Here is a 19745-nt window from a genome sequence, read left to right as displayed (position 1 = left end):
GGCGACCAAATGGCCTTCTTCGACCTCTCCTTTCCGCGCGACGTCGCGGCGGGCGTCTCGGGCGGACCCGAGCGGCGGGTGAATATCGCGTCGCTCGGCTCGGGCTACGAGGAACGCAACGCGCGGTGGAAGCATTCGCGCCGCTCCTGGCAGGCCGGGCTCGGGATCAGGACGGCCGACGATCTCGCGGCCGTGCTCGCGCTCTTCGAGGAAATGGGCGGGCCGCTCCATTCCTTCCGCTTCCGCGACTGGTCCGACTTCAAGAGCTGCGCGCCCTCGGCGACGCCGGCCGCGACCGATCAGCTGCTCGGCACCGGCGACGGCGCGGCCGTCGCCTTCCCGCTTCGCAAGCGATACGGGAGCCTCTCGCCCTACTGGCGCGACATCACCAAGCCGGTTCCGGGCACTGTGACGGTGGCGCTGGACGGCGCCATGACCGGCGCCGGCTGGGCGGTCGACAACCTGACCGGGGTTGTCACCTTCGCCACGCCCCCCGGCCCGGGCGTCGCGGTCCGCGCCGGGTTCGAGTTCGACGTCCCGGCGCGCTTCGCGGCCGACGCGCTCGCAATCGACATGGCCTTTTTCGCGGGCGACCGCGGGATCGGCTCGATCCCCGAGGTCCCCTTGATCGAGGTCCGCGAATGAGCGCAGCCGAGTACCAGGCGCATCTTGCCACCGGCTCCACCACGCGGGCGCTCTGCTGGCGGCTCGAGCGGGCGGACGGGACCGTCTTCGGCTTCACCGATCACGACGAGCCCTTGAGCTTCGGCGGGCTGACCTACGAGGCGCGGGCCGCGCTCGCCGGGTCCGAGGTCTCGGCGAGCCTCGGGCTCGCGGTGGACGATCAGGACGTCGCCGGCGCGCTCGCCTCCGACAGGATCACGCCGCGCGACCTGATCCGGGGCCTTTATGACGGGGCTCGGGTGCTCGTCTATGACGTCAATTGGCGGGACGTCGCGGCGCGGCGGCTCATTGGCGACTTCACGATCGGCGAGGTCGAGCGCGGCGAGGTCGAATTCCGCGCCGAATTGCGCTCGGCCGTGGCACGGCTCGCCGCGAAGGCGGGCGGGCGGTTCGCCCCCGAATGCTCGGCCCGGCTCGGCGACGCGCGCTGCAAGGTCGCGCTCGGGCTTCCCGCGGTCACTGGCGCGGGCGCCGTCACGGCGCTGACCGGCGACGGCTTCCGCGTCTCGGGGCTCGGCGCCTTCGCCGGCGGCTGGTTCGCGCGCGGGGTTCTCACCTGGACCTCGGGCGCCAATGCCAGCGCGGTTTCCGAGGTTCGTGCTTTCACCCTCGCCGGCGGCCGCGCGCTCTCGCTCTGGCGCGATCCGCCGGCGCCGGTCGCGGTCGGGGACGGCTTCACCGTCTCGGCCGGCTGCGACAAGTCCTTTGGGACCTGCCGCGCGAAATTCGGCAACGGCGACAATTTCCGGGGCTTCCCGCATATGCCGGGCGAGGGCTTCGCGGCGGAATACGCGGTCGCGGGGCATGCGGGGCTGGATGGAGGTCCGAGGCATGGCTTAGCAGGTTAGGGCTGACACGCGAATAACGCTACAATTGCCACGAACGCCCTCATGTCGCCAGATAGGGATGCCGCACAACCCCAAATCAACTATGAGCCGGCGGCCATGAGGTAACGAACGTGCAAACAAGTTCCGACGAAAAATATTCGCCAATGCAGCTAGGAAAGCTAAAAATATTCAATAGTTTTAAAAGTGAATACGCGACGTACGGCTTTGCAATTTCTCAATTTACTGGTATAGAACAAGGTTTACTTTTTTTATTTAACCACCTTGACGATAGAGATGCACAGCAATCTATTACTGCATACTGGCAAATTGGATCCGTTCGCGCTCGATTTGATTGGATTGACAGCCGGATGCGAATTCGGGAGTCAGGAGATGAGCTCGCATCGTCGTGGGCATCAATTCGCGACAGATTGATTGATGCGATTGAGACCAGAAACCACCTAGCACACGGAGAATTTACACCCATCTCAATTTCTCCTGACAAGGCAATTATAGGATATTGGTCTCGCTTGGCAAAAACCGCTTCCACCGGAAAGCTAACATTCAACGCTGAAACCCAGATGATAGATGGCGGAATATTTTTTTCGCCTAAACAACTCATTGCGCAAGGACTTGAGTTCATCAATGTATGGGAAGCACTGTGGGGCATGCACACCCTTGCGAGTGCCTCGAGCGACAGGCGGGTTCGCGAACCATAGCGGGCTCTTGTAATCTGCCTCACGGCAAAGCTTCCAGGATGCCTTCATGGTCGGCAAACGCAACGACGTCGTTCAAGCGTCCCGCCGCTGGCTCGGCACGCCCTACGCCCCCGGCGCCGCCCTTCGCGGGATCGGCTGCGACTGCGTCGGCCTCGCCCGGGGCGTCTGGTCCGAGCTGACCGGCCGGCCGCCGCCGCCGGCACCGCCCTGGTCGCCGGACTGGCCGACCTCCTGGCCGCGCGCGCTGATCGCGCTCGGCGAGGCGCACATGATCCCGCGCCGCCCGGCCGAGGCCGGCCCCGGCGATCTCGTCGCGATCCGCCGGCTCGGCGGGCGCGAGGCGCACGCGGGCATTCTGACCGAGAACGGCCGCTTCATCCACGCGACCGAGCGCTTCGGCGTGGTCGAGGTGCCGCTGGCTGGCTGGGCCGGGCGGATCGCCTGGGCCGCGTCCTTCCCCATTTCCCCTCCGTAGGAGTCTCCCGACATGGCCACGCTCGCCCTCACCGCCGCCGCATCCTCGCTGACGGCGGGGATCGGCGGGTTCGGCGGCGCGCTCCTCGGCGCCGCCGCCGTCGCTGGCGCGCAGGTCGCCGGCGGGTTGATCGACGGCGCGCTCTTTGGCGGGACGAGCACGACGCGGCGCGAGGGCGCGCGGCTCGGCGATCTCGACGTCATGTCCTCGACCGAGGGGGCGGGGATCCCCTGGGTCCTCGGCCGCGCCCGGGTCGCCGGCTCCGTGATCTGGGCGACGCGGATCCGGGAGGTCGCGCGGACCGAGGCGGAGACCTACCGCACCGGCAAGACCGCGTCGCAGCGGGTCGAGACGACCGATTACAGCTATTCGGTTTCCTTCGCGCTCGCGGTCGCGGAGACGCGCGGCGCGCCGGTCCGGCATTTCGGGCGGGTCTGGGCCGATAACCGGCTGCTCGACGTCTCGGGGCTCGAGGTCCGGTTCTATCACGGCACCGAGGATCAGGACCCCGATCCGCTGATCACGGCGGTCGCGGGCGCGGCGCCCGCCTATCGCGGGATCGCCTATGTCGTGTTCGAGGATCTCCCCCTCGCGGACTACGGCAACCGCATCCCTCAAATGGCGGTCGAGGTCTTCGGGGCGACGGGCGAGGCCGAGGATCTGATCCGGGGCGTCGACCTGATCCCGGGATCGACGGAATGGGGCTACATGCCAACGCCGGTCAAGCGGGTCGCCTATGACTCGCAAGGCGAGATCATTTCGGAGCTGGCGGAGAATTCGCACCGGCTCGAGGACGTCGCGGACTGGTCGATCTCGCTCGACACGCTGCGAGGCACGCTCCCCAATGTCGGGACCGTCGCGCTTGTCGTGAGCTGGTTCGGCGACGACCTCCGCGCCGGGCGTTGCACCATCGCGCCCCGGGTCGAATTCCGCGACAAGGAAACGCTGCCCGCCTGGTCCGCCGGCGGGCTCGACCGCGCGGCGGCCCGGCTCGTCTCCCTCAAGGAGGGCCGGCCGGTCTATGGCTCGACGCCGGCCGATATCTCCGTTGTCGAGGCGATCCGCGACCTCCGCGCGCGCGGGCTCCGCGTGGTGCTCTATCCGTTCATCATGATGGATATCCCGGCGGGCTCCCTCCCCGATCCGTCCGGCTCGGGGACGCAACCGGAAAACCCGTGGCGCGGGCGCATCCGGGCGACCGCCGGGGCCAGCGTCGCGGCCGAGGTCGCGGCCTTCCTCGGCGCGGCGGCGGCTTCCGACTTCGGGATCTCGGGCGACGCGGTTTCCTATTCCGGCCCGGCCGAATGGTCCTATCGCCGCTTCGTGCTCCACCTCGCGCACCTCGCCAAAGCGGCGGGCGGCGTCGACGCCTTCCTGATCGGCTCGGAAACCGTCGGGCTCACGCAATCGACCGAAAGCGGCTCGGGCGTCTATCCCTTCGTGACCGGGCTTGTCGATCTCGCGGGCGAGGTCGCGGGCGTGCTCCCCTCCGCGCTGATCTCCTACGCGGCCGACTGGTCGGAATATCACTCGCACCGGCCGGGCGACGGCTCGGGAGACGTGTTCTTCAACCTCGATCCGCTCTGGTCCTCGCCTCATGTCGATTTCGTCGCGATCGACAACTATCTGCCCATGGCGGACTGGCGCCCGGGGGTCGATCATCTCGATTACGACCCGGCGGCGGGCCGCGTCTCGATCTACGACCTCGAGTATCTCAAGGCGAACGTCGAGGGCGGCGAGTTCTTCGATTGGTATTATGCCAGCGACGCGGATCGCGCGGCGCAGGTCCGGACCCCGATCGCGGACGGGGCGCACGGCGAGGACTGGATTTTCCGGCAAAAGGCGATCCGCGACTGGTTCGGCAACGCGCACCGTAACCGCCCGGGCGGGGTCCGCTCCGCCTCGGCGACCGGCTGGACCCCGAACGCGAAACCGCTCTGGTTCACCGAATGCGGCTGCCCGGCGGTCGATCACGGCGCCAATCAGCCGAACATATTCGCGGCGATCAATACCTCGGAAAGCGGCTTGCCGCGGTTCTCGGGCGGGGTCCGCGACGACTTCATGCCGCGCCAGTATCTGCGCGCGCTCATTGAATGGTGGCGCGACAACGGCGCGGCGATCCTCGATCCCGCGAACGTGCTGGTCTGGGCCTGGGACGCGCGGCCCTGGCCGGAATTCCCGAATTTCGCCTCGGAATGGGCCGACGCCTCGGCCTGGCGGCGCGGGCACTGGCTCAACGGCCGCGCCGGGGCGATCCCGGCCGCCGACGCGATCAAGGCCCGGCTCGCCACCTTCCACGACTGGCCGGCCGAGGCGCTCGACCTCGCGCGCTGTCACGGGCAGGCGGACGGCTACGCGGTCGCCGGCCCGCTCGCCTTCCGCGACTGGTCGCAACCGTGGGAAATCGCGCTCCGCCTCGACGCGAGCCTCGAGGGCGGAACGCTCGCCTTCGCGAGCCGCGCCGCCGCGCTCCCGGCCGGGGCGCTCACGCCCGACGCGCTGATCGACGCCGAGGGCTCGCGCTTCACGCTCACCCGCTCCGCGCTCGAGGACGCGACCCGCGCGGTCGTGCTCTCCTACGTCGACGGGCTCCGGAACTACGAGACCGGGGCGGCGCTGGCGGCGATCGAGGCGGGGGTCGAGGACGGCACGGCCGAGGCGAGCCTGCCGCTTGTGCTCGACGCGGATCGCGGCCGCGCGGTCGCCGAGACGATCCTGCGGACCTCGGCGGCGGCGCGCGAGCGGATCGCCTTCGCGCTCCCGCCCTCGGCCGACGCGATCCGGCCGGGGATGCTCGTCTCGCTCGACCTTCCCGAGATCGGGCCGACCGTCTTTCTTGTCGAAAAGGTCGCGCGCGGCGAGACGCTGGCGATCGAGGCGACGATCTACGACCGCGCCGCCTTCGCCCCGTCCGAGGGCACCATGCGCGGCGCGCCGGCCTGGGTGACGCCGGCCGCCTCGCGCGTGCTGCTCGCCTTCCTCGATCTGCCGATCCTCCCGGGGGTCGCGGCCGAGCCGCACGCGGGATTGATCGCCGCGCACGCGCAACCCTGGCCGGGCGGGGTCGACCTCTATCGCTCGGCCGAGGCGGGCTCGGGCTACGCGCTCAATCTCCGCGAGGGCTTGCGCGCGACGATCGGCGAGACCGTCTCGGCGCTCGCGCCCGGGCGGCTCTGGTCCTGGTCGGGCGAGACGGTCGACGTCCGGATCTTCTCCGGCTCGCTCGTCACGCGGACCGAGGCGGCGGTCCTCGACGGGGCGAACATGCTCGCGATCGAGCATGCGCCCGGGGTCTGGGAGGTCGTGCAGTTCGCCCGCGCCGAGCTGGTCGGCGATCAGACCTGGCGGCTCTCGCGGCTCCTGCGCGGCCAGCGCGGGACGGAAGGCGCGCGGGGCTCGGCGCCGCTTCCCGCCGGCGCGCGGGTCGTGGTCCTCGATCTTGCGGTCGCCCCCGTGGCGATGACGGCGGCGGATGTGGGGCGGTCGTGGTCGTGGCGCTACGGGCCGGCCGGGCGCGATCCCGAGGGCGCGGGCTTCCGGACCCGGGCGCATGCCTTCGCGGGGATCGGGCTTCGGCCCTTCGCGCCGGTTCACCTGACCGCGCGGCTCGGCGCCTCGGGCGATCTCGCGATCGGCTGGACGCGGCGAACGCGGACCTTCGGCGACGCCTGGCCGGATGAGGGCGACGTCCCGCTCGGCGAGGTCGCCTCGGAATGGCGGATCGAGATCCGCGACGGGGGCGGGCTCAAACGCAGCTGGACCGTGACCGGGGCGACGGCCGCGACCTACACGGCCGCCATGATGGCCGCCGATGGGGTCGCGGCGCCGTTCCTGATCCGGGTCGCCCAAGTCTCCAACACCTTCGGCCGGGGCACCCCGGGCGAAATCACCTTCAACGGATAAGGGCTCGACGCCATGGCAACCGAGCGTTTCGGCTTCCCCTACATCGCGGCCGATCAGGCACAAAAGCACGTCACCCATAACGCCGCGCTCGACGTGATCGACGCGACGCTGGGCGGGCTCGTCGCCTCCGCGAGCGTGACCGTCGCCCCGACCGCGCCGGCCGAGGGCGAGGCTTACATCCTCCCCGCCGGGGCCTCGGGCTTCGGCGACGCGGCGCCGGGCGACGTCGCGATCTGGTCCGGCGGCGCCTGGACCGTCTCGCCGCCCTTCTTCGGCCGCCGCGCGCTCGCGCTCGATACCGGCCGCCGCCATGTCTACGCCGGGTCCTTCGGCTGGCGCGAGGGCGACGCGGCCGGGCTTCTCTCGGGCGCGACGCTCGGGCTCGCGATCCGCGAGGCGACCTTGACGCTCACCGGCGCGAGCGTGACCGCCGCCGGGCTGATCCCGGCGCGGGCGATCGTGCTCGGGGTCGCCTCGAAAACGACCGCCGCGATCACCGGCGCCAGTTCCTACAATGTCGGGGATTCGGGCGACCCCTCGCGCTATGGCGGGAGCCTCGGGATCGGGCTCGGCTCGAGCAATATCGGGGTTGTCGGCCCGTTCGCGACCTATGCCGCGACCGATGTAACCGTCGCGGGCAACGGCTCCGACTTCACCGGGGGACAAGTCCGGCTCGCGGCCTTGCTGCTGCTCCCGGGCATGGCTAGCTGAGGGTGCGCGCATGTCTGTCCGTAGCCAGATCTTCGGCGCCGTCCGCTCGCGGCTCGCGCTCAATCTGACCGGCGCGCTCGATCTCACCGGCTCGCCCTTCCCCGCCCCCTCCGCCCGGCTTCCCGCCTATGCGATCAGGATCGCCGAGCAATCGGCGGAGCCGGCCGACATGGGTTCAAACTGGCTGATCGTCCGCGACCGGCTCACGCTCCACGGCTGGGCCGAAGGCGATCAGTCGCTCGCCCCCGCGATGCTCTCCTTCGCGGGTGAGCTGCGCGACCTCATGCTCGCGGCGCCGGTCGACCTCGGCGGCCTCGCCGAATCGATCACGCCCGCCGGGCTCGACGTCGCGCAGCACGCGGGCGAGCGGCGCGTCCTCGGCTGCGAGGTCGCGTTCGATCTCCTGTATCTCGAGGCGCCGCCGGCCGCCCCGATCGCTGGCGACGCCGGCGCCTTCTCCGCCGGCTTCTCGCTCGGCTTCCTCTCCTGATCCTGAAAGGTCTCCCGCCATGCCCAGGACGCGCGCGGAGATCGCGGCGCTTGTCGCCTCGAATCTCCCCGACAATACCTCGCGCTTCATCGAGCCGGGCCATATCCGGGCGCTTGTGACCGCGCTGCTCGACGCGGCCGCGATCACCACTGAGGCCCCCTGGTCGGGCGCGATTTCCTCGGCGATCGCCGCCGCCGCCTCGGCCTATGCCACCGCCGCGCAAGGCACCCTCGCCGCCTCGGCCGTGCAGCCGGCCGCCATGTCGAGCGCGATCGACGCCGCGATCGCCACGGCGGTCAACGGGATCCGGCCGCTCGCGGGCGTCCGGCAGGTCGCGGCGACCGCCTGGACCGTCGCGCCCGGGGATCTCGAATATCTGATCGAATGCGTGGCCGCCGGCGCCGTGACCGTGACGCTCCCCGCCGACGCGGCCGCCCCCGTCCCGGTCGGGGCGTCGGTTCATGTCTGCGGCGCCGGCGCCGGCGGGCTCACCTTCGCCGCCGGCGCCGGCGCGACGCTCGCGCGGCCCGCCGCCGCCGCGCTCGCGCTCGCCGGGCCGGGAAGCGTCGCGACCGCGATCAAGGTCGCGGCCGACAGCTGGCGCCTGATCGGCGACCTCGGGGCGGCGGCGTGATCCCGGGCGTGATCGCGGCCGCGTTCCGCCCCGCTCCCCCCGTCTCGGGCCTCTCGATCTGGGCCGAGGTCCTCGCCGATCGCTGGGGCTGCGCGATCCTTCCCGGAACCGGGCACACGGTCTGTTACGTCGAGCGGACCGGCGCCTCGGCCGCGACCGTCGCCGGCGACGGCGATCCGGTCGGCACGATTCACGACCTGATCACCGGGCGCCGGATCGTGATCGGCGCCGACGACGCGCGCCCGCTCTACCGCGCCGCCGGCGGGGTCGCCTGGCTCGAATGCCGGCCGGACGCCGCGCCGGCCTGGTCGCATGTGGTCTGCCCGACCGAGGTGTTCACCGGCGCGACCGTCTACGGGCTCGCGGCCGCGCGGCCGGCGAATTACGGGCGCCTCGTGAGTGTCGGGATTCAGGACCCGTGGACGGCCGATTGGGATTCCTTCGCCCGCGCCGAGCTGATCGGGAATTCCGAAAGCGGGGTCGGGCTCTACCGCAACGCGATCGCGCTGCGGGCGCCGGGCGTCGCGCTCGGCTCCGACCTGGTCGCCGAGACGCTCGCCGGCCCGACCTCGGCAGAGGTCTCGATCGACGGCGGCGCGCCGCTCGCGACCTCCTACGCGGACGCCGGCGCCTTCGCCCTCTCGGAAATCGGCTTCATGACCGCCGCCGGCTCGGATCGGGAATGGACGGCCGGCCGGCTCTACGCGGCGCTCGTGGTCGGCGCCGCGCCGAGCGCGAGCCAGCGCGCGGCGCTGATCGCCGCCGCCAGGGAGCGCGCGGGGCTCTGAGCCCGCCGCGCCGCCCGCGTCCCGCGCGAATGGCGCGGGGCGCTTCCGCTCCTTCGAACGAGGTCCGCCATGTTCTTCCGCAATGCGCCGCTCGGGCGGATCGACTCGAACCTGATCGCCACGCTCGCGGGCGTGACCGCGGTCGATCGCACCGTCCGTCTCGTCGCGCAGGTCGCCGATCCCGGCTCGCTCGCGCTCGCCGCGCGGCGCTTCGTCGAGGTCGAGGTGCTCCGCTTCGCCTTCGACGGCGGCGAGGTATTCGTGACGGTGACCGATCTGATCGCGCTCGGGACGGCGGGGATCGTGCTGGTCCGGTTCGGAGCGTGGCTGCTGGCGCCGTTGGCGGGGCTGTTGCGTCGATAAAACCGGGCTTTCCAACTCCTACTTCGCGATTAGCCCGGGTAACACGGTCGGAACGTCCTGCATCAGAACCAGCGCGCATTCGACGGTCTCGCCGGTCATCTCGATTGCCAACTGTCCGGCCGGAACGGCCTGATCCCAGGCGAAGCTTTCGGTCAGAAAATTTAGCACGTCGCGCTTGTAGTCGGTATCAGGGTTGCGCAGGTGATCGCCCTTCGTCTCGAGTACGACGATCCGACCGGCGCCGGCGGTTCCCCCCGTGGCGAAGATGAAGTCAGGGTAGATGCGGCCCCGCTTCCAGCCTTGCAGGCCGTAGTTCGCCTTTGCGACGTTGCGGTGCCACCACTTGACCGCCCCCTCGCCGTCGAGATGAACGGCGACGTTTTGTTCCTCCCCGTTCAGCTCGTTTCGAAAAACCGGCGAGAACAGGCTGCGGACCAAGGCGCCGCCATCGGCGCCGGTGAGGTGGGGAGAGCGTGGCCCCTCGGTCGTTGTGATGGTGTCGGGCATCCGCCAGTTGTCGCCGTCCAGGCGCAGCCGGAACTGGATGCGACCCGCTGCCACTTCGGCGCGGAAAAGGGCCTCGGCCCGGGCGTCCTGCTCGTCCGCCAGGGCGAGGCGCAGGGCGTCGATGATCACACCGGATGCGCGGCCAAGCTTCTCCCGATCGAAGCCGCGCGCCTTGAGCGCCGCGAGTAGCTCCCCGATAATCCCGCGCGCAACGAACGGGTTCGGCACCAAATCGGAGATCACGCGCACGGCGTAGGACGCATCGAAGCGCAGCGTTTCCGCCGCCGCCGCCAGCGCCTCGCCCTTAAAGAATTCATCCTCCCCGGCATCCGTCAGAGTGATGCGCTGCAGCTGGGCCGCCGCTTCCCTCGGGTTTTCTGGGATCGCGGCGGCGACCTTAGAGGGCGAGTAGTCCCGCCAGTCGATGCCCGCGAGAATGTCCGTTTCGTAGTCCAATTCGCGGTGCCGCTCGCCATCCTCCCGAAGCACCTTCGGCAGGTAGATTCGCAGGCTCCGGAGTTCCGGTCGCCGTTCCACCTTGCGCGCGGTGCCCGGATCCGGCGCCCCGCCGCCCTCCGGCACCTCGATCACCAGATCGGCGAGGCCGTCCTTCTCCAGTCCTCTCTTGATCGCCTCCACGACGTCCCGCGTGCCCGCGTGATGGGTGACCACGTAGCACTCGTCCAGAGCGGGAACGCCGGTCTTCATCGCATAGGGCTGGCGCAGGATGCGGCCCACGAGCTGCGTCATCGCGGAGAGGTTCGACGCCGCCGCGAGCGAGCAGAGCACATAGGCGAAGGGGCAATCCCAGCCCTCCTGCAGCGCGGCTTTCGTCACGATCACGCGCACCCGATTCGTGGGCGCGAGCAGGTCGAGGTTCTCAGGCTGGTTCAGGTCATTCTGTTCGGCTGTCTTGATCGCGACCTCGGCCTCGTCCAGCCCGGATCGCAGCAGCCATTCCTTCACGTCTTCCGCGTGGATGTGCGCGCCGTCGCGCTGCTCCTTCCCGGTCCGCTCGACCTGCACGAGCATGATCGGCCGGATATAGCCCAGCTCGCCCTTATCCGCCCCGTATGCCGTCGCCTCGGCCTGTAAAGCGTTCAGCCGGCGCAACGCCGCCGTCAGCGTAGCGCGCCAATCCACGCCCTGCCGGGGGTCGAGGTTCAGCGGCATCTTGATCATATCTTCGGCGTGCAACTCGCGGCCCGTCACCTCGACCAGCAGGTTCGCATAGCGGGCGGGGCGCGGATTGGGCGGGCGGCGTTCGCCGACGTCCTTAGGCGTGGCGGTCAGCTCAAGGACAAAGATCGGATTGAAGCCATAGAGCGTGTCATGGGCGAGGTCGGACGTCGCCTTCTGTCCCTCGTCCATTACCACGACCGGCCGGATCTTCCGAAGCGCGTTGCCGAGGCTGTCCTTCACCATCGGCAACATGTCCTGATAGCCGTCGAGGTTCGGGATCGCCTCGAACTCGCGCAGATGGGCCGCCTGATCACCCTCCGGCGCGAAGAAGCCGTGCACGTCGCCCCGGTCGCGAAACATGCGCAGCGCCTCCTGCGTCTGCCGGTTCGCCGCCTGCAGCATCAGCACCATGACGCAGAGGTTCGCGTCGACGTCGCGGGCGTCGAGCCGGTCGCCCTTCTCCATCACCTTCACCCGCCCGGCTGCGGCGCGGTCGAGCGCCTGCCGGTAAGGGTGCTGCCGGTCCCGCAACCGTTTCAGCGTCTGGGAGTAGATCGCCTCGTTCGGAACGATCCACAGCACGAAGCCGGTATTGCGCGCCAAATAGCGCCCCATGATCCGGCTAACCGCGTTAACTGCGAGCCAAGTCTTCCCGCCGCCCGTGGGCACCTTGAGCGTCACGTTCGGCACCGCCCGCCCGATGCCGTCCTTCCGCGGCGAGAAGGGAACGGCGCCGCGAGAAGGCGGCAGACGACCGGCGCCCTTTATCTTCGCCCAAGCGCGCGCTGCGTAGTCGGGCACCTCAAGCCCTAAGTCAGGCTCGGCCTCGGCCATCGCGGCGACCTTGTCCGCGCGAAACTTCTCAGCCTTCAACTCGTCTAGATAGGCGTCGATCGTGTCGAGCACCCGTTGCTGGTAATCGAGCGTCCGCATCGCCTATTCCCGCTCGACGCGATAGAGCGCAAACGGCAAGGGCACGAATTCCACCGCCAACCCCTCGGCGTCGAGCAGCCGTTGCGAGACGTAGCGGGCGGGTGCGAAGACAAGGTGACGCTCGTTCGGATGCGCCTCGGCGATCCGCCGGGCGAAGCTCAGCGATAGCGCGGCCTCGGATGATTTCAGCCATTCCAGATCGGGTCGGTAAATCAGCCAGACGCGGGTGCCGTTCACCTCGCCGACGTGGAAGCGCTCGGCATCCGTCTCGCCCGGCGGCACCGGCTGCGAGGTTGCCATGTGGAACAGGATGCCGGCCAGCGCGTCGAAGGCGGGCAGCTCCTCCCCCGTCAGGATGGCGTCGAGTTCGACAGGCTCGCCGAGCGTGCAGTAAGTGAATTCGCCGCCCGCCCCCTCGGCGCGCTCTGCGACGGCCTTCTCGCCGGTCACGACGAGTTCACCGTCCTTCACCTCCTTCTTGATCCGGTCGAATTCGTGACCGTGCAGGTTCTCGATCCCCTGCACCTCGTGGACCAGCGCGTCGGCCTTTTCGAGCGCCCGCCAGTTCAGCCGTTCGCGGAGGAGTTCAGTCTTTTGCGTGCCCGTGAAGTCATAGCCCTTGATGACGCGCCGAACCCGCTCGGCGGTCAGCCGATCAGCATAGTCTTCCATCTCGACAAGTATGAAGCGACGATCTCCCCCGTCGAATTTATTCGCCTCGACTACCGCGTGGGCGGTTGTTCCGGTGCCTGCAAAAGAATCCATCACGATGCTATCTCTTCTGGTAGCAATTTCGATGACGCGACGGACAAGATCGACGGGCTTTGGGGCGTGGATTTGGAGATCCTGTGCTTCGTATTCCTTGAAGATGCTCAATAGTTGCTTCTTAGATTCCTCGGTGCTTCCGACTTCGGCGGCGGGCCACAATGTCATCGGAACAAGTCCCTTCGCTTCATCCGGGAATTGCTTGATCCTCGGCTTTCCGTTTCCGCCCTTCGGCCAGTAGACGAGATCAAGCTCTCGAAGCCTGTCGAACTCCGGCTCCGTTGCACCCCAGCAGCGGCCCTTTGGAGGTCGATGCTGCACCCCGGTTGGCGTTGTAATCACGTAAACTTGCTTTTCCCGATAGCCTTGCGCTGAAAATGGGATTGAAGCCCAAGGGCCACGCGGATCATCGTCGGGGTTCGCGTATCCGCCGTCCGTAGGGAGAAGCCTGTTGCGTCGAAGCTTCCAAGTATCTCTTAGGGCCTTCGAATAGACGAGTACATGATCGAAGCTCGGGGATAAAACCGCACGATTTTCACGAGATGTTCTCTTCTGCCAAACTATTTGCCCGATTGCACAATCTTCTCCAAATATCTCATCGAGAATCAATCTCGCTCTATGAACTTCATTGTCGTCAAGAGTGATCCAAATACTGCCGTCGTCTGCCATCAGTTCGTACAATAATCGAACGCGCGGCCACATCATAGCGCACCATTTGTCGTGCCGGAGGCCGTCGTCGATACCAACCGGATTCGCGTCCAACCATTCCCGGATCATTGGCCCGTTCACATTGTCATTGTAAGACCAGCCCTCTTCGCCCGTGTTATACGGCGGGTCGATGAAGACGCAGTCCACCTTGCCCGCGTACATTGGCAACAGGGCCTTCAGCGCGTGCAGGTTGTCGCCCTGAACGATCAGGTTGCCGTCGAGCCGCGCTTCACCGATCCCCTTCTCGGGATGCGGCACCAATGGGCGCGCGGGCACGGCGAGGTGGTGGTTCCACACGAACTCCTTGCCCTTGAACATCAATTCAGTCACAGCGCCTGCCCCTGCCTTCGCATCTTTTCGCCGTTAGACCATCTCTGCGCCCCGCCCGGCAAGCGCGGAAGCCGCCGAAGGACCTGGCTCGAGCTTCGCCTTGTCGCAGCGCGGCTCCAATGAGGCGCAGATCGACAATTCTGAGAGCACTTCAGGCGACGATCCGAGGGAGGTTATCGCATCGCTCGGGCGCGGATAGATATGGCCGATCCGGGCGGAAAAGTACGAATTCACCTCGGGAATCAAAGCTCGGTGAGTCGCGAAAATGCGCCACATAATGAGCCCCAAATGCTCCATAGATCACGAAAAAAATATAATTAAATCAATTATATAACGGACGATATTTGGTGCCCTCGTCCCTCTCCCGGGCACCAGCCGAGCCAGACGCGGCTCGATGGCTCGATCGGTTTTGATCGCATCGGTCGCGCGCAGTTTTCAGGATCAGTCAAGAACGTGTCCCGCGCCGAGGCGCCGGTGACCGGCGATCGCGCCGGGGCCGCCACGCGGACGGCCCCGGTCCTCCGGTCACCGGTCGTCGTCCTCCGGGTCGTGCCCCTCGTCGCCCGCGGCGTAGTCGGGCGCGCCGGCGGGCCGGCCCCGCGCCGGAGGGGCGGCGGGCGCCGGAGGGGCGGCGGGCGCCGGGGGGAAGGACGCGGCGGCGGATCCGGCGGTGGCCGCGGCCGGGACGCGCAGGTGCATTTCGGTCTGCGGATAGGGGATCGAGATGCCGGCCTCGTCGAAGGCGAGCTTCACCTGCCGGAGCAGATCCCAGTAGACCGTCCAGTAATCGGCGCTCCGCGCCCAGGGGCGGACGACGAAATTGACCGAGCTGTCGCCGAGTTCGTTCACCCGGATGACAGGCGCGGGATCGCGCAGCACCAGCGGATGGGCCGCCACCAGCCGTTCGAGCACGCCCTGCGCCGCCTCGATCGAATCCTCGTAGGAAATGCCGAAGGTCAGGTCGACGCGGCGCGTGGCGCTCGCCGTCACATTGGTGATCACATTGCCCCAGACCTTGGAATTCGGGACCACGATCACCTGGTTGTCGGGCGTCGTCACCGTGGTCGAGACGATGGAGACCGCCTTCACCGTGCCCGCGACGCCGCCGATGTCGACATAGTCGCCCTCGTCGAAGGGCCGGTTGATCATGATCATGATGCCCGCCGCCAGATTGCCGAGCGTGTCCTGCAGCGCGAAGGCCATGATGAAGGAGGCGCCGCCGATCAGCGCGAAGACCGGGGTGATGTCGATCCCGAGCATCGAGAGCACGATCATCAGGCCGAAGGCGATCACCAGCCAGTAGATCACCATCAGGATGAAGGATTGCAGCAGCTTCGAGAGGTTCGGAATCCGTCCGATGGCGCGGCCGACGATCCGGCGCACGATCCGCGCGAGCGTCAGGAGCACGACGAGCGCGCCCACGAGGGTCGCCGCGCGGACCGCGAGCCTTACCCCGCCGTCGCGCCGCGTGAGCCAGTTCAGCGCCTCGATCGCGAGCGTTTCCCAGCCGGCGGTGCGTTTCTCCTCGATGATGACCGAGTTGCGGTAGGTCCGGTAGGGCAGGATCGTCTCCGACGTCGCCCCCTTCTTCTGCCAGCCGTCGAGCACCACGGAGAAGCGTTCGAAGAGCCTGTTGCGCTCCTCCGTCAGCGTGGCGAGCCGCCCGCGCGCGGCCTCCTCGTCCGCGGCCTCGCCGTGATTGAGGATGATCTGCTGGTCGATCACCTCCTCGGTCTTGGCCTTGACGATGGAAAGCCAGTCGTCCGCGAGCGCCTTCAACTCGTCCTGGGTCAGCGGGATGAGGCGCAGCTCCAGATCGCCGAGATCGATCCCGGGCCGCGTGAGGGCGGGATCGATCTCGACCGCCGCCGCCGTCTCGGGGGGCGCGTCCTGCGCCGGGGCCGCGGGCGCGCCGAGCCAGAGCGCCGCGACGACGAGCGGGATCGCGAGCAGGATCCGCGGCAAGTACCTGGGCATGTTTCCCTCCTTGTCACTGGAGGGGGCCGTGTAGCAACCCTCTCCGCCGGAGGGCAACCCGCGCGCCCGGTCGGAGCCGAACCGGCTGGACATCCGGCCGGGCGCGCTCGAAATATGCGCCAGGGCCGCGCGCGGGCGCCGGGGCCCGGGACGCGGGGGGTGATGAATGGCGAATTTTCTTCACAAGGGCGACCTGCCCGACGGGCTGGACCTCGGTCCCGAGGTCGCCGTCGATTGCGAGACCATGGGGCTCGTGCCCGGCCGCGACCGGCTCTGCCTCGTCCAGCTCTCCTCGGGCGACGGCGACGCGCATCTCGTCCAGATCGCCAAGGGCCAGACCGAGGCGCCGAACCTCTGCCGGATGCTCGGCGATCCGGCCCGGCTGAAGCTCTTCCACTTCGGCCGCTTCGACATCGCCGCCCTGCTCCTGACCTTCGGCGTGCTGACGGCCCCGGTCTATTGCACCAAGATCGCGTCGAAACTGGTCCGCACCTATACCGACCGGCACGGGCTGAAGGATCTGCTGCGCGAGATGCTCGAGGTCGACATCTCGAAACAGCAGCAGACGAGCGACTGGGGCGCCGAGACGCTGTCGCAGGCGCAGATGGACTACGCCGCCTCCGACGTGCTCCATCTCGGCCGGCTCCGCGCCGCGCTCGACGAGCGGCTGGCGCGCGAGGGGCGGAGCGAGATCGCGCGCGCCTGTTTCGACTTCCTCCCGCACCGCGCCGCGCTCGACATCGCCGGCTGGCCCGAGCAGGATATCTTCGCCCACAGCTGAGCGGAGCGCCGCTCGCCGACCAGGGACAGGTCCATGGATCTCATTCCGCACCCCGCCGACGACGCGAAGCTGATCGCGACCGGCCGCCGCGTGATCGCGATCGAGGGCGCGGCGCTCGGCGCGCTCGCCGAGACGCTGGGCGCCGATTTCGCCCGCGCGCTCGGGATCATCCTGCGCGCCCGCGGCCGGGTCATCGTCTCGGGCATGGGCAAGTCGGGCCATGTCGGGCGCAAGATCGCGGCGACGCTCGCCTCGACCGGCACGCCCGCGATGTTCGTCCACCCCGCCGAGGCGAGCCATGGCGATCTCGGCATGATCACGGCGGCCGATGTCGTGCTGCTGCTGTCGAATTCCGGCGAGACACCGGAACTCGCCGACATGCTCGCCTATGCCAAGCGCTTCCAGATCCCGATCATCGGCGTCTGCGGCCGGGCGGAATCGACGCTGACGCGGCAGGCGACGGTCGGAATCGTGCTCCCGCCCGAGGCGGAGGCGTGCCCGGTCGGCCTCGCCCCCACGACATCGACCACGATGACGCTCGCGCTCGGCGACGCGATGGCGGTGGCGCTGATGGAGCATCGCGCCTTCACGCCCGAGGATTTCCGTGACTTCCACCCCGGAGGCCGGCTCGGCGCCCGGCTCGCCACCGTGGGCCAGCTCATGCACAAGGGCGGCGAACTGCCGCTGATCGGCCTCGACACGCCGATGTCGGAGGCGCTGATCGAGATCACGCACAAGGGCTTCGGCGTCGCGGGCGTGCTCGACGCCGACGGCAGGCTCGTCGGCGTGATCACGGATGGCGACCTGCGGCGCCACATGCTCGGCCTGCTCGACCGGGTGGCGCGCGAGGTGATGACGCCGGGGCCGCTCACCATCTCCGCCGGCGCCCTCGCCTCCGAGGCGCTCGGCATCATGAACGCGCGCAAGATCACCACCCTCTTCGTCACGCCGGCCGGCGCGGCGCCGGGCACGCCCGCGCTTCCGGCGGGGATCCTCCACGTGCACGACTGCCTGCGCGCCGGGATCACCTGAGGTCGCGCATGGCCGCCCCGCACGAGCATGTCCCCGACTTCCGCTCCCGCCTCGTCGCGATCCTGAAGCTCGGCCTGCCGCTGGTCGCCCTCGGGATGCTGGGGGCGCTCTTCCTGATCCAGACCGACGACGGCCTGCCCGGCGGCGGGATCACCTTCACCGAGGGCGACATGGAGGCGCTCGGCGAGGGGCTGAGCGTCACGAACCCGATCCTGACCGGGACGAGCCAGGGCGACGACCGCTTCCGCTTCACCGCCGACCGCGTCGTGCCGGACGCCGCGCCCCCGACGCGGGCCGACATGACCGAGGTCGCGGGCGAGATCAATCTGGTGGGCGGACCCCGGATCGACCTCTCGGCGCCGAGCGCGGCGCTGGACCTCGAGACCCAGCGGATCGCGCTCGGCGGGCCGGTGCTGATCGACACCTCCGACGGCTATCACATGCGCGCGGCGACGATGGATGTCGATCTCGCCCAGGGCGTGCTCGAGGCCGGCCAGTCGGTCGAGACCGACGGCCCGCTCGGCACGATCACCTCCGGCACGCTCCGGATCGAGCCGAGCGATCCGAAGACACCGGATGCGCGGCTGATTTCTTTCGGAAACGGTGTGCGCCTGATATACCTTCCCACCGCCGCTCCGAAGTAAGGACCCCAGATGCGATTGCTCCCGCTGGCTGCGACGCTGATCGCCGCGACCGCGCTCCAGGCCGCCGCCCAGGGAACGACCGTCCCCTTCGGGCGAAGCCACGACGCGACCCAGCCGGTCGAGATCACCTCCGACGCGCTCCAGCTCGACCAGGCGGGCGGCACCGCGCTCTTCACCGGGACGGTCAAGGTCGGCCAGGGCGAGCTGCGCCTCGCCGCGGACCGGCTGAAGGTCTTCTATGTCGCGGGCACCGCCGGCGCCCAGGGCACGGTGGAGCGGATGGAGGCGGAGGGCAACGTGACGCTCGCGAACGGCAGCGAGGCCGCGTCGGGGGACCGGGCGGTCTACGAGGTCGCGACCGGCCTCGTCGACATGTCGGGCGACGTGCTGCTGACGCAGGGGCCGAACGCGCTGTCGAGCCAGACGCTCCACATCGATCTCAACGGCGGCACCGCCCAACTCGAGGGCCGGGTGCGGACGATCTTCACCCCCGGATCGACCTCGCCGGGAAACGGCCGGTGAACCGCCCCGCACCCATCGCCGCGGCGAGCGCCACCCGGGCCGAGGGGCTCGAGGTCATCAACCTCGGCAAGAGCTACAAGCGCCGTCCGGTCCTGCGCGACGTCTCGCTCAGCCTGCGCCGGGGCGAGGTCGCGGCGCTGCTGGGGCCGAACGGGGCGGGCAAGACCACCTGTTTCTACGCGATCGCGGGGCTGGTGCCGCCCGACGCGGGCACGGTGCTCGTCGACGGCCAGGACGTGACGCTGCTGCCGATGTTCCGCCGCGCCCGGCTCGGCATCGGCTACCTGCCGCAGGAGGCCTCGATCTTCCGCGGCATGACGGTCGCCGACAACATCCGCGCCATCCTCGAGATCGCCGTCGATGATCCGGAGAAGCGGCGGGAGATGCTGGACGAACTGCTCGGCGAATTCTCGATCACCCATCTGCGCCGCGCCCGCGCCATCGCGCTCTCGGGCGGCGAGCGGCGGCGGGTCGAGATCGCCCGCTGTCTCGCGACGCAGCCCAAATACATCCTGCTCGACGAGCCCTTCGCCGGCGTCGACCCGCTCGCCGTGGCCGATATCCGCAAGCTGGTGCGCCACCTGACCGAGCGGGGCATCGGCGTGCTGATCACCGACCACAACGTGCGCGAGACGCTGGAAATCGTCGACCGGGCCTATATCCTGCACGACGGCACCGTATTGATGTCCGGCACGCCGGACGAGGTCGTCGAGGACGAGGACGTGCGCCGTGTGTATCTGGGCGAGAGCTTCCGCATCTGACCCCGCCGCTCG

General features: G+C 69.0%; 18 protein-coding genes. 15 read left to right on the top strand and 3 right to left on the bottom strand.

The window, feature by feature from the left end; genetic code table 11:
* Positions 1-9 precede the first annotated feature (9 nt).
* From FJM51_RS05265 to FJM51_RS05220, 10 genes are all read left to right on the top strand, one after another.
* Positions 10-645, top strand: a complete 636-nt coding sequence (locus tag FJM51_RS05265) for a DUF2460 domain-containing protein (protein ID WP_140453072.1) — start codon at positions 10-12, stop codon at positions 643-645.
* Positions 642-1532 (top strand): phage/gene transfer agent baseplate hub protein, encoded by an 891-nt coding sequence (locus FJM51_RS05260; protein ID WP_140453071.1) that lies wholly within the window; start codon positions 642-644, stop codon positions 1530-1532. Before FJM51_RS05265 ends, FJM51_RS05260 begins: the two co-directional genes overlap by 4 nt.
* Positions 1533-1642: 110 nt before the next feature.
* Positions 1643-2227, top strand: a complete 585-nt coding sequence (locus FJM51_RS05255) for a hypothetical protein (protein ID WP_140453070.1) — start codon at positions 1643-1645, stop codon at positions 2225-2227.
* A 46-nt stretch (positions 2228-2273) separates the two neighbouring features.
* On the top strand, positions 2274-2702 hold the full coding sequence (locus FJM51_RS05250; protein WP_140453069.1) for an NlpC/P60 family protein: 429 nt from the start codon (positions 2274-2276) through the stop codon (positions 2700-2702).
* A 12-nt stretch (positions 2703-2714) separates the two neighbouring features.
* Positions 2715-6605 carry a baseplate multidomain protein megatron gene (locus FJM51_RS05245; protein WP_140453068.1) on the top strand — a complete coding sequence of 1297 codons (3891 nt, stop codon included), beginning with the start codon at positions 2715-2717 and terminating at the stop codon, positions 6603-6605.
* 12 nt (positions 6606-6617) lie between these two features.
* On the top strand, positions 6618-7316 hold the full coding sequence (locus FJM51_RS05240; RefSeq protein ID WP_140453067.1) for a DUF2793 domain-containing protein: 699 nt from the start codon (positions 6618-6620) through the stop codon (positions 7314-7316).
* A 10-nt stretch (positions 7317-7326) separates the two neighbouring features.
* Positions 7327-7806, top strand: a complete 480-nt coding sequence (locus tag FJM51_RS05235; RefSeq protein ID WP_140453066.1) for a hypothetical protein — start codon at positions 7327-7329, stop codon at positions 7804-7806.
* Between the two features lie 19 nt (positions 7807-7825).
* Positions 7826-8440 (top strand): hypothetical protein, encoded by a 615-nt coding sequence (locus FJM51_RS05230; RefSeq protein WP_140453065.1) that lies wholly within the window; start codon positions 7826-7828, stop codon positions 8438-8440.
* Positions 8437-9228: a hypothetical protein gene (locus FJM51_RS05225; protein ID WP_140453064.1), complete on the top strand. Its 792-nt coding sequence runs from the start codon at positions 8437-8439 to the stop codon at positions 9226-9228. The genes FJM51_RS05230 and FJM51_RS05225 overlap by 4 nt, the downstream gene beginning before the upstream one ends.
* Before the next feature lie 69 nt (positions 9229-9297).
* Positions 9298-9591: a hypothetical protein gene (locus FJM51_RS05220; protein ID WP_140453063.1), complete on the top strand. Its 294-nt coding sequence runs from the start codon at positions 9298-9300 to the stop codon at positions 9589-9591.
* A gap of 18 nt (positions 9592-9609) precedes the next feature.
* Here FJM51_RS05220 and FJM51_RS05215 read toward each other — a convergent pair whose 3' ends face one another.
* The 3 genes from FJM51_RS05215 to FJM51_RS05205 form a co-directional block, all read right to left on the bottom strand.
* The gene (locus FJM51_RS05215; RefSeq protein ID WP_140453062.1) at positions 9610-12213 is read right to left on the bottom strand and encodes a DEAD/DEAH box helicase; all 2604 of its coding nucleotides are present in this window, start codon (positions 12211-12213) and stop codon (positions 9610-9612) included.
* Positions 12214-12216: 3 nt separating this feature from the next.
* Positions 12217-14016, bottom strand: coding sequence for a site-specific DNA-methyltransferase (locus tag FJM51_RS05210; RefSeq protein WP_140453061.1), 1800 nt, complete (start codon positions 14014-14016; stop codon positions 12217-12219).
* A 525-nt stretch (positions 14017-14541) separates the two neighbouring features.
* Entirely contained in the window at positions 14542-15993 is a 1452-nt protein-coding gene (locus FJM51_RS05205; RefSeq protein ID WP_140453060.1) for a mechanosensitive ion channel family protein, read from the bottom strand.
* A 166-nt stretch (positions 15994-16159) separates the two neighbouring features.
* Here FJM51_RS05205 and FJM51_RS05200 point away from each other — a divergent pair, with 166 nt between their 5' ends.
* From FJM51_RS05200 to lptB, 5 genes are read left to right on the top strand one after another with little or no spacing between them, the layout of a single operon-like run.
* Entirely contained in the window at positions 16160-16774 is a 615-nt protein-coding gene (locus tag FJM51_RS05200; protein WP_140453059.1) for a ribonuclease D, read from the top strand.
* 33 nt (positions 16775-16807) lie between these two features.
* Positions 16808-17806 carry a KpsF/GutQ family sugar-phosphate isomerase gene (locus tag FJM51_RS05195; RefSeq protein WP_140453058.1) on the top strand — a complete coding sequence of 333 codons (999 nt, stop codon included), beginning with the start codon at positions 16808-16810 and terminating at the stop codon, positions 17804-17806.
* 8 nt (positions 17807-17814) lie between these two features.
* Entirely contained in the window at positions 17815-18450 is a 636-nt protein-coding gene (locus tag FJM51_RS05190; RefSeq protein WP_140453057.1) for a hypothetical protein, read from the top strand.
* 9 nt (positions 18451-18459) lie between these two features.
* Positions 18460-18972, top strand: coding sequence for an LptA/OstA family protein (locus FJM51_RS05185; protein WP_140453056.1), 513 nt, complete (start codon positions 18460-18462; stop codon positions 18970-18972).
* Positions 18969-19733: an LPS export ABC transporter ATP-binding protein gene (lptB, locus tag FJM51_RS05180; RefSeq protein ID WP_233712985.1), complete on the top strand. Its 765-nt coding sequence runs from the start codon at positions 18969-18971 to the stop codon at positions 19731-19733. Before FJM51_RS05185 ends, lptB begins: the two co-directional genes overlap by 4 nt.
* Positions 19734-19745 lie beyond the last annotated feature (12 nt).

This window comes from Amaricoccus solimangrovi (assembly GCF_006385685.1).
GTDB lineage: Bacteria > Pseudomonadota > Alphaproteobacteria > Rhodobacterales > Rhodobacteraceae > Amaricoccus > Amaricoccus solimangrovi.
This window is presented reverse-complemented; position numbering and strand designations above follow the sequence as displayed.